The sequence below is a fragment of the Rhodoblastus sp. genome (genome assembly GCF_019449565.1).
GTDB lineage: Bacteria > Pseudomonadota > Alphaproteobacteria > Rhizobiales > Beijerinckiaceae > Rhodoblastus.
This window is the reverse complement of record NZ_JAGRPM010000020.1, coordinates 50,064-59,007: the sequence shown is the minus strand read 5'-3', so window position 1 is coordinate 59,007 and position 8,944 is coordinate 50,064. Positions and strand designations below refer to the sequence as shown.

Below are 8,944 nucleotides of genomic sequence, written 5' to 3'. Positions count from 1 at the left end.
CGCAACCGCAAAAGGACGAAAGGAGAAAGCCAATGCCTTGACCAAAACCTGACCGCAGGAACATAAAAAGGCGGGTCACTTCTCAGTGAAAATCCCGGGTCAGTTCCAAACGGAAATCAACACAGACCAGCCAGAAATGATTTCAACCGCCCAAAAATATTCGCTCTTATGCAATTTTATCACGAGCCCGATATATGGCTGTTCGGCGGAATTTATCGCGTATTAGAACGTCATAGCGACCGTTACGAGGTTGAGCTGAGTGATGAAGGCTCCGCTTTCATTGGCCGCCTCAAACTTCGTTCGTCGTATCGGGAACGCGCGACACGGGTAAATTTTGAAAATCACTATCAGAACCTCGAATTACAGGAGATCATTCGCGAGAAATATTCTGGCAGATCGTTCCCGGGTTTCGAAAACATCGACCTTTCTTTCGAGGAGCTTGAATCTCTTGTGCAAAACAACCGGACGGACTGGAAGGCCGCGCTGGCGAGCGTAAAGGGCGTTTATCTCATCTCCGATCAGACTACCGGGAAGCGATACGTCGGCTCAGCTTATGGAGGCCATGGCGTCTGGTCCCGCTGGTCGGAATACGTAAACACCGGGCATGGCGGCAACGTGGAATTGCGCGCCTTAGTGAAGGATCCGACCCTGGAATATTGCCGTAAAGCGTTCCGCTTCGCGCTGCTGGAAACACGCCCAAGCCCAACGCCAGACGATATTATCATCGGACGAGAAACGTTCTGGAAGAACATTCTACTGACTCGAGGCGAACACGGGCTGAATCGAAATTGAAAATGCTCGCCTTGTTCGACGTGGTCATCCCGCGAAATGCGCCGCAGTCATTTTTTGCGCATGTGACCACTCGTCCGCTTGCTGGAGCTTGTTCAAAGCAATAGCTTTCACGGCCATGGTGCCTTTTGGCGATACGGCCCCAGAACGGCCTCAGACCGGCAGCGAGTCATTTATGCCATATGGATTCGTGAGATTCAGAGCATCCCGTCAATTTGTCGTTGCCAGCCTGATCGCCATTGCGGTCCTATGCCTGGGGAGAGCCCCCGCAGAAGCAGTTGAATTGAGCCTCGGCGGCGATCAATTTTGGGTCGTGCTCGTCAGCCGGCAGGACGCGGATCACGCAATCGCAGGCGCCCAACGGTACGCAGCCGCCAAACCGATCGTGGTTCGCTCCGCCAACGGATGGTTTGCCGCCGTCAGCGGGCCGCACACGATCAGGTCGGGCCTAGGCCGGCAATTTCTTGAGGCGCAGATCAAGGAGCAACGGGCCCCGAAGGATGCCTATCTGACCAAAGGCGCGAACTTCGTGGAATCCGTCTGGGCGCAACCAGCTTCCAATATAGAAGACACGCTCCAATACGATGGCGAGCACGACGCGGCCTTCCGCAAGGATGACTTGGAAATCAAATTGACCCGCCATTCCGTCGGCGACGGCGAGGCCGATGCAGTCGCCATAGGCACTTACAAGGGCAAGCCCGCCTTCAACATGGAGTTCACGGAGAACCCCACGGACACGCCGGCATCACAGGTGCAATTGGTGCGTCTCGACCCTAATTCTCCTATGCCACAAGTCGTCTTTACCTACTTTTGGAAGGGTGCACACTGTTGCACAATAACGAAGATCGCCACCTTGACTAAAGAAGGAACCTGGCACGTTGTAGATGGCGACACGATCGACGGCGATGGCGGATATCAATTCGAAGATCTTGAGAATAAAGGCTTCAGCTATCTGATCTCTATTGACCAATCGTTTCTTTATGCCTTTGATTCCTACGCTGGATCATATTCTCCATCTCGCATTCATCAGTTGTCAGGAGACACGTTGGTCGACGTGGCCACGGATGCGAAATTTCAGCATACACTCCTCCAAAGCTTGTATTTGCAAGAGGAATATGCCGGCGACGGAGACGATAGCTGGCACTCGAACGGCTTTTTGGCAGGGTGGGTGGCAAGCTCGATACTGGTCGGACGAGGCGATGCCGCGTGGTCGAAAATGCTCGCCAGCTACGACCACCAATCCGACTTCAGCCAGGAAAAATGCACGACGAACGCGCCAATCGACAAATGTCCTGACGACAAGAAGGTCAAGCTCGCCTTTCCCGCAGCATTAAGGGCGTTCCTAGCAGAACATGGATATATCAGCGACATCTCGCGCTTCAGCGTGCCCTATGAAGTCGAACCGGCATCGCCAACACCGCTTAGCCAACCAGCAGTCATTGCAAAACCAATAAATTCGAACCTCAAGGCCTGCGTCGATCAATCGGACTTGGTTCGAAAGCTGATTTATCAAACGTTTGCAGATCGAAAAACCTACGCGGGGGAGTCCTACGAATCTGTGTCGTTGCATAACGATGCGACCCTCGAAGGGTACGACGCAAATATAGGAAAGGTCACCTGCGCAGTCACCTACGAAATTATCTTGACCAAACTGATTGGACGACTGGCGGAGGATGGCAATTTTCGGCGCGCCGAAGCGCTGAACAGACTTTCTCGTCGATCCGGCGGCGTCGTGTCGACAAGGGTTCGGTTTACGGTCAAGCCCACCGCTACTCCCGGAAATGTTTTCGTCGAATTGATGCAGTGAAAAGGCGCTATCGACGATGACGAAAGTTTCCAGTTGAACGCGTCGGATGCCTTTACCCGCTGCATCGGCATCGATTATTGCGTAGTGGCAGAATTACGCTGTGACCTCGATCGTAGACCGCAATGACGCCAAGCCACAACGGAAACATTTAACGCCCAAAAAAATGACTAAGCGACTGAATTATCATCATAAACATGAACATTGACTCCATTTTTCCGTTGTGGGACCTTTGGCTTATGAAAGCAATCCGCTGATTATGCACCCGGCTTGGCATGCTTGGGTCCACAGTCTTAAGGCGGGTTGCGGCGGCCACACTGCAACTCAAGCGCTCGTCATAACCTACGGGAAATAATCTCAACGGCGCACTGGGTTCCAGAGGGAAAAATTGGCGTCAGTGGGCGAATGCCTCATCCCATGACGTCAGGCGATTCGTGGGTGGCCGTACTGTCCGCATGGTGCGTTGACAGGCGGCAAGGCGCACTGCCCCACGTCTGCTCGTGCGAACGGCCGAACGGCCGTTCAACACCCATCCGATTGGATGGATGTACGGACAGACGTGCACCATGGACATCCCGAAGGGCGAAACGCCCGATTTCGGAGACCCGAAATCTTCTGACCCGGCAAGCAACGGCACTTCGATCATCGCGCCCAAGATGGCGAGGGCGGCTCGCTCCAACAGTCATGCGACGGAATGGCGCATCGAAGTCGACCTGCCTGAGCCGTTGGCCGTGACCGGCGCAGAGCTGGACGCCATCGAGGCCTATTTTGGCGACCTCATTGAAGATTGCTTGACGAAAATCAGCAAACGCCACCCCTGAACAAGTACTCACCGCGCCGCGCATCCTGAACTCGGCGCCTTCCCCAAATTCCATGTCGCCTGAGTCCATAGAGGAAAAAATGAGCCGCAAGAATCTGACGGACCCAACGAGCCGAGTTGAGGAAAAGAAACAGAAGACGGCGGTGGGCTATATCCGCGTCTCGACTCCAGAGCAGGCGGCAAACGAGCTCAGTCTGGCAACGCAGGAAGAACAGCTCCGCGCCCGCTGCGAACGCGACAATCTGAAACTGCTTCACGTCTACCGCGAAGAAGGAGAAAGCGGGAAGACTACGAGACGCACCGCCTTCGAAGCCATGATCGCGCGGGTGATGGACGGCAGCCGTTCCGTCGATTACGTGGTCGTCTATTCGCTATCCCGTGGGTTCCGGAATTCGCTCGACCAGGAATTGTGCGTGCAAACGATACGCAAGCACGGAACAGGACTTCTTTCCGTCGTCGAATCATTTTCTCACGATGCATCTGGCAAAATCATTCGCCAATTCATCGGCATCGTGAACGAGTATCAATCTGCCGAGATTTCTCGCAACACCATCCGTACAATGGATGAAAATGCCAACCGTGGATATTCTAACGGCGGCATAATTCCTTTTGGCTATAAATCAGTTGACGCCGAGCTTATCGGTAAAAAGCAGAAAAAACGCCTGGCGATCGAGCCGGCTGAGGCCGAAATTGTCCGCAAATGCTATGAATTAGCCCGTAAAGGGGACGGCGCTTCGGGTCCGCTGGGCACGAAAAAAATCGCCATGTGGCTCAATGCGAAGGGCTTTCGGTCGCGCGCCGGGAATCAATTCGGAACCGGAACCGTCCATGAAATCCTCACGCGCTCCGCCTACACCGGAACGCGCGAATATAATCCAATCGATCCCGAAACAGGGCAGCGCAAGACCGGCAAGAACCTCATCACCTACGATGTGCCTGAAATCATTGACCAGCAAACTTTTTCCGACGTGCAAGCCCTGATGGTGTCCCGGGCACCGGCAATCCGTGGGCCACGCCTGGATTCCGGCCCTTCACTGCTTGGTGGCCTCATCCGTTGCGACTGTAACCCCTCCCACGCGCTTACAACCGCAACGGGAACATCCCGAACAGGGACTACCTACACTTACTACAAATGCATTCAGTCAACGAAGCAGGGTCGTCATCGCGCCGGTGACGCCGTCTGCTGCAATCGGCGAGTTCCGAGGCCAACGGCGGACAAACTGGTCACCGAGGCGCTTGTCGACAGGCTTCTCACGCCCGAACGGGTGACAGCGATTCTGTCGGGGATTTTACAACGCCAGACTGAACGCCAAGCTTCTGCCAACAACCGCATGATCGAGCTTGCCCGCGACGCCGCTGAAGCTGAGGCGCGGCTGAACAGATTGTATAAGGCGATCGAAGATGGCGTGATCGACACCTCGGAGCCGACGCTTAAAGGGCGAATCGATTCGTTGCGGGAATCGCGCGACCGCACCAAGGAGGCGCTGGATTATGCCCGGCGGTCGGCGGCCGTTCCCGCTACGATCGACCCTGCCGCCATCGAGGAGTTCACCCGCCTTGCCAGAGACCGGCTGCTAAACGGCGAAACCGCAGCGCGGAAAGCCTATCTCGGCGCCGTCGTGGACGCCGTGATCGTCGGCGAAGGTGTGATCCGTATCGTCGGATCGAACGATAACCTCACCGCAGCCGTCGGCGGAAAGCCAAAACCAAAAAAGGTTCGCAATTCTGTTCAGGAATGGTGCCCCTGGCCGGGATCGAACCAGCACTCCTTGCGGAACTCGATTTTGAGTCGAGCGCGTCTACCAATTCCGCCACAGGGGCATCGCGGGCCGAAGCCCCGAAGCGGCGCGGATCATAGCGTGCAACTTCGTCCCGTCAATCGCCGCGAGGGCGCGATTCCGCATTTTTGACCGGGATTTTCGATCCGCGCCGAACGGGCGCGCTGGCCCCGGAAAAGATCAAACACGGACATTGGGGACAAGACGGGCAAGCTCGCCTTGGCCGAGGCTGAGCGAAAGTGCTACAACCCGCGCGTTCGCAACGGATCGGATTCGGATGTTCAAAAGGCTTTATGACTGGACGTTGTCGCTGGCCGAAAGCCGCCATGCGACTCTGGCCCTCGCCGGAATCGCTTTCGCCGAAAGCTCGTTCTTTCCGCTCCCGCCCGATCTCATCCTGCTGCCCATGTCGCTGGCCAAGCCGCAGAAGGCCTGGTTCTATGCGCTGGTCTGCACCATCGCCTCGGTGCTGGGCGGCATCCTCGGCTATGCCATCGGGGCCTTGCTCTACGATACGATCGGCCATCACATCATCGCGCTTTATGGCTATGGGCCGCGCATCGGCGCCCTGCGGGAGTTTTACGCGCAATGGGGCTGGGCCTTCATTCTGGTGAAGGGCCTCACGCCCATTCCCTTCAAGCTCGTCACCATCGTCAGCGGCCTGCTCGGCTATAATCTGCCTCTGTTCATCCTGCTCGCCGCGATCACGCGCGGCGCGCGCTTCTTCCTGGTCGCGGCGGCGATGAATCGCTACGGCGACACGGTCCGGGTCTGGATGGACAAGCATTTCGCCTGGTTCGTCGTGATCCTGCTGGCGATCATCGTGTTCGGCTTCTGGGCCGCCGCCCATCTGGTGTAACCCATGACGAAATTCGCGCAGCTTCGATCTCTTTTGCAGCCCCTGCCCGCCGCCGCTTTGGTATTGCTTGGCGCGGCTGTCACGCTCGCGGGCGCCTGGACGTTCCAGTCGCTCGGCTTCGAGCCTTGCGAATTATGCCTGAAACAGCGCTATCCCTATTACGCGGCGCTGCCGCTGGCCACGGCGGCGATTTTCCTGGCCCGCAATGCGCCGCCCTACGCGGCGCGGCTGCTCCTTGCCCTTCTTGCCGTCATCTTCGTCGCCAGCGCGGTCGTTGGCGGCTATCATGCCGGCGTCGAATGGAAATTCTGGCCCGGGCCGACCGATTGCACCGGCGATTTCGTCAAGCCGGCTTCGATGGAAGATTTCCGCCGGCAGATGGAGACCACGCGCATCATACGCTGCGACGAGGTCTCGCTGCGCATCCTCGGCCTGTCGCTGGCTGATTGGAACGTGCTGGTTTCCGCCGGAATCGCCTTGGTCGCGGCACTGGGCGCAACGGCGCCGAAAAAGAGCTGAGCCCGGCGCCGGACGACCGGCGCCGGGCTTCTGTTCTCAGAACCTGGCGGTGACGCCGCCATAGATGGTGCGGCCCACCGCCGCGACCGGCGTATGGAGCAGGGCGTTCGCCCCCGCGTTCCAGTCGGCGATGTCGATGCCGCCGAGCGGGTTGTAATACATCTGGTTGGCGAGGTTCTCGACGCCCAGATCGAAGCGCAGGTTCCGGTATTCGAAGGACGTCCGCAGATTGACGATCGCATAGGCCGGCGTCGTCGGTTCGAGACGCACGGACTGGACAAGCGTTTTGGCCGCCGCCGCCTGCACTTCCGCCGTGCTGGTCAGGCGCCCGCCGAAAATGACGATGGCGTTTTCGAGAGCGGCTTTCCCGTTCAGCGGCATCATATGATAAAGATTCATGGACGTGTCGGTACGCCTGCCGCGCACATAGCCGCCGACGCCGGAGATCGAGAAGTCGCCATAATCCGCCGTATGGGCGATCAGGGCGCGTCCCGAAATATCGAAGCCGTAGAGTTCGGCATTGTGATTGGCGAAGCGCAGCAGATTGGTCGCGTTGGGGCCGGAGCCGATCGTGCCGATCTTGTCGACGTCGATATAGTCCTGCACATAGCTGTAATAAGGCGTCAGCTTCACGTCCCAGGCCTTTTGCGCCGGATCGCTCCAATGCGCCGTCGCGGCGATCGTATGCGCGACCTCCGGTTTCAGGTCGAGATTGCCGACATAGCCGTTGCCGTCGCCAAACCAGCCGATCATCGAGGCGGCCATCGCATTGGTGGACCAGGCATAGCGTTCGTAAATGCTCGGCGAACGCGTCTTGCGCGTATAACCGAATTCATATTGCGCGGACGGGTCCACAAAATAACGCACGAGCGCCGTGGCGTCGAAATTAATGTCCGTCTTTGCATGATCCTGGGCGTTGAACGCCGCCGCGTTCTTGCCATACATCATTGTGTTGTAGCCCTGGACGTCGCCCGCGTTCATCCACACCGTGTCATTGCGCAGGCCAACGAGCGTCGACCATTGATTGGTCCAGCGGCGTTCCCATTCGGCATAAGTGCTCAGGACGTTACGCTGGCCGTTATTGACGTTCACGAAGGTCGAGCAGCACATCATGCTCATGCCGCTCATACCCATGTCCCCCATGCCCATGCCGGAGGACTGGACGGGCGGCCACCATTCGTTGAGCGTCTGCATGTGCAGCTCATTGCCGACGCGCACCAGATCGATCTGGCTCGCGATGATTTCGGCCTTGAGCTTGTAGCCGTAATCCTGGCCGTTCACATACATCGGCATGCCGGTCTGCGGCGTCGTGACATAGCCGACCCGGTCCTCCAGGAAGTTCATGTAGTGCTGGGTCAGATGATAATAGGCGCTGGCTTCCAGTCGGCCCCAGGCGAAGCCGCCCTTGTAGGACAGGTCGAAGGTGTTGCCGAGATTCCCCAGCATGTCCATGTATTGATTGACGAAGCCCTGATAGGGAATGTTCTGGAACGCATAGTGGAAAGCGAGGAGCTGATCCTCGTTGCGATAGGCCAGGGTGGCGGACTGGTTCTGCGCCTCATAGCCCGTCGAGCGCACGACCGAGCCGTCGCCGGCGTTATAATTGCCGGCTTTGCTCCAGGCGCCGTCATATTGCAGGCTGAAATGATCGGTCGCCACATTGGCGTGGCCCGACACGCTCAGGCCGTCGCCATTCGAGCGGTAGTAGGTCGAAACCGATCCCGAGGCGACGACGCCGGGGCTGAGCGGCCACAGGATGGGCGCCGGTCCCTCGACCGCGGTGAGCGCTGCGCCCTTCACGACGGCGGGCGCCGGGGCGCCGGCGAAGACGGGATCGCGCGGCTTGACGATGATCGAGCCGCCGATCGAATCGCCCCCCTTGCTCACCGGCACATTGACCGTCAGCACTTCGACCGAGCCGATGGCGACCGGGTCGATATAGGACAAAGGCGGGTTCATGTGGTTGGCGCAGGCGGAGCTGATCGGCACGCCGCCAAGCACGACGACATTGCGGTCGTCATTGAGGCCGTGGATCACCGGCAGGCTCGAAACCGGACCGGCCTGATAAAAGCTGACGCCCGGCGCGCCGGACAGCATAAGCGCCGTATCATTGGTGGCCGGGGCGCGGGTTGCGATGGCGTCGCGGGAGATAATCGTAGCGTTGAGCGTGGACTTGCCCTCGCGTGAGGACTGGCCGTCTTCGGAAGAAGATTGGGAAGAATAGCGGTCCGCATAGACATCGATATTAGGCAAAGAAGGGGCTTGCTGGGCGCGCGCGGCAAAAGGCATGAGCGCGACGCCCGCCAGCAGGCAGGACGCGATTTTCGACATGATGAGGTCTTTCGAGGCTTGAAAACGTCAGGCGAGGAGCTAAA

At 58.2% G+C, this 8,944-nt stretch carries 6 protein-coding genes and 1 tRNA gene; 5 read left to right on the top strand and 2 right to left on the bottom strand.

Translation table 11 applies throughout. From position 1 onward, the window contains the following. The first annotated feature begins 168 nt into the window (after positions 1-168). The 3 genes from QZ409_RS04575 (at position 169) to QZ409_RS04565 (ending at position 3,414) form a co-directional block, all read left to right on the top strand. Entirely contained in the window at positions 169-792 is a 624-nt protein-coding gene (locus QZ409_RS04575) for a GIY-YIG nuclease family protein (RefSeq protein ID WP_296707396.1), read from the top strand. 280 nt (positions 793-1,072) lie between these two features. Continuing rightward, positions 1,073-2,596, top strand: coding sequence for a hypothetical protein (locus QZ409_RS04570; RefSeq protein WP_296707395.1), 1,524 nt, complete (start codon positions 1,073-1,075; stop codon positions 2,594-2,596). Positions 2,597-3,138: 542 nt separating this feature from the next. After that, a complete protein-coding gene (locus QZ409_RS04565; RefSeq protein ID WP_296707394.1) occupies positions 3,139-3,414 on the top strand; it encodes a hypothetical protein in 276 nt (91 codons plus the stop codon). Positions 3,415-5,149: 1,735 nt separating this feature from the next. Here the strand turns inward: QZ409_RS04565 and QZ409_RS04560 are convergent. Beyond that, a tRNA-Leu gene (locus QZ409_RS04560) sits at positions 5,150-5,234 on the bottom strand. A 234-nt stretch (positions 5,235-5,468) separates the two neighbouring features. Between QZ409_RS04560 and QZ409_RS04555 the strand changes: the two genes are divergently transcribed. Both QZ409_RS04555 and QZ409_RS04550 read left to right on the top strand, forming a co-directional pair. After that, on the top strand, positions 5,469-6,050 hold the full coding sequence (locus QZ409_RS04555; protein WP_296707393.1) for a YqaA family protein: 582 nt from the start codon (positions 5,469-5,471) through the stop codon (positions 6,048-6,050). A gap of 3 nt (positions 6,051-6,053) precedes the next feature. Then, positions 6,054-6,569 (top strand): disulfide bond formation protein B, encoded by a 516-nt coding sequence (locus tag QZ409_RS04550; protein WP_296707392.1) that lies wholly within the window; start codon positions 6,054-6,056, stop codon positions 6,567-6,569. Between the two features lie 36 nt (positions 6,570-6,605). Here the strand turns inward: QZ409_RS04550 and QZ409_RS04545 are convergent, their stop codons facing one another. Further along, complete coding sequence (locus tag QZ409_RS04545; RefSeq protein WP_296707391.1) at positions 6,606-8,900, bottom strand: TonB-dependent receptor plug domain-containing protein; 2,295 nt, start codon at positions 8,898-8,900, stop codon at positions 6,606-6,608. Positions 8,901-8,944 lie beyond the last annotated feature (44 nt).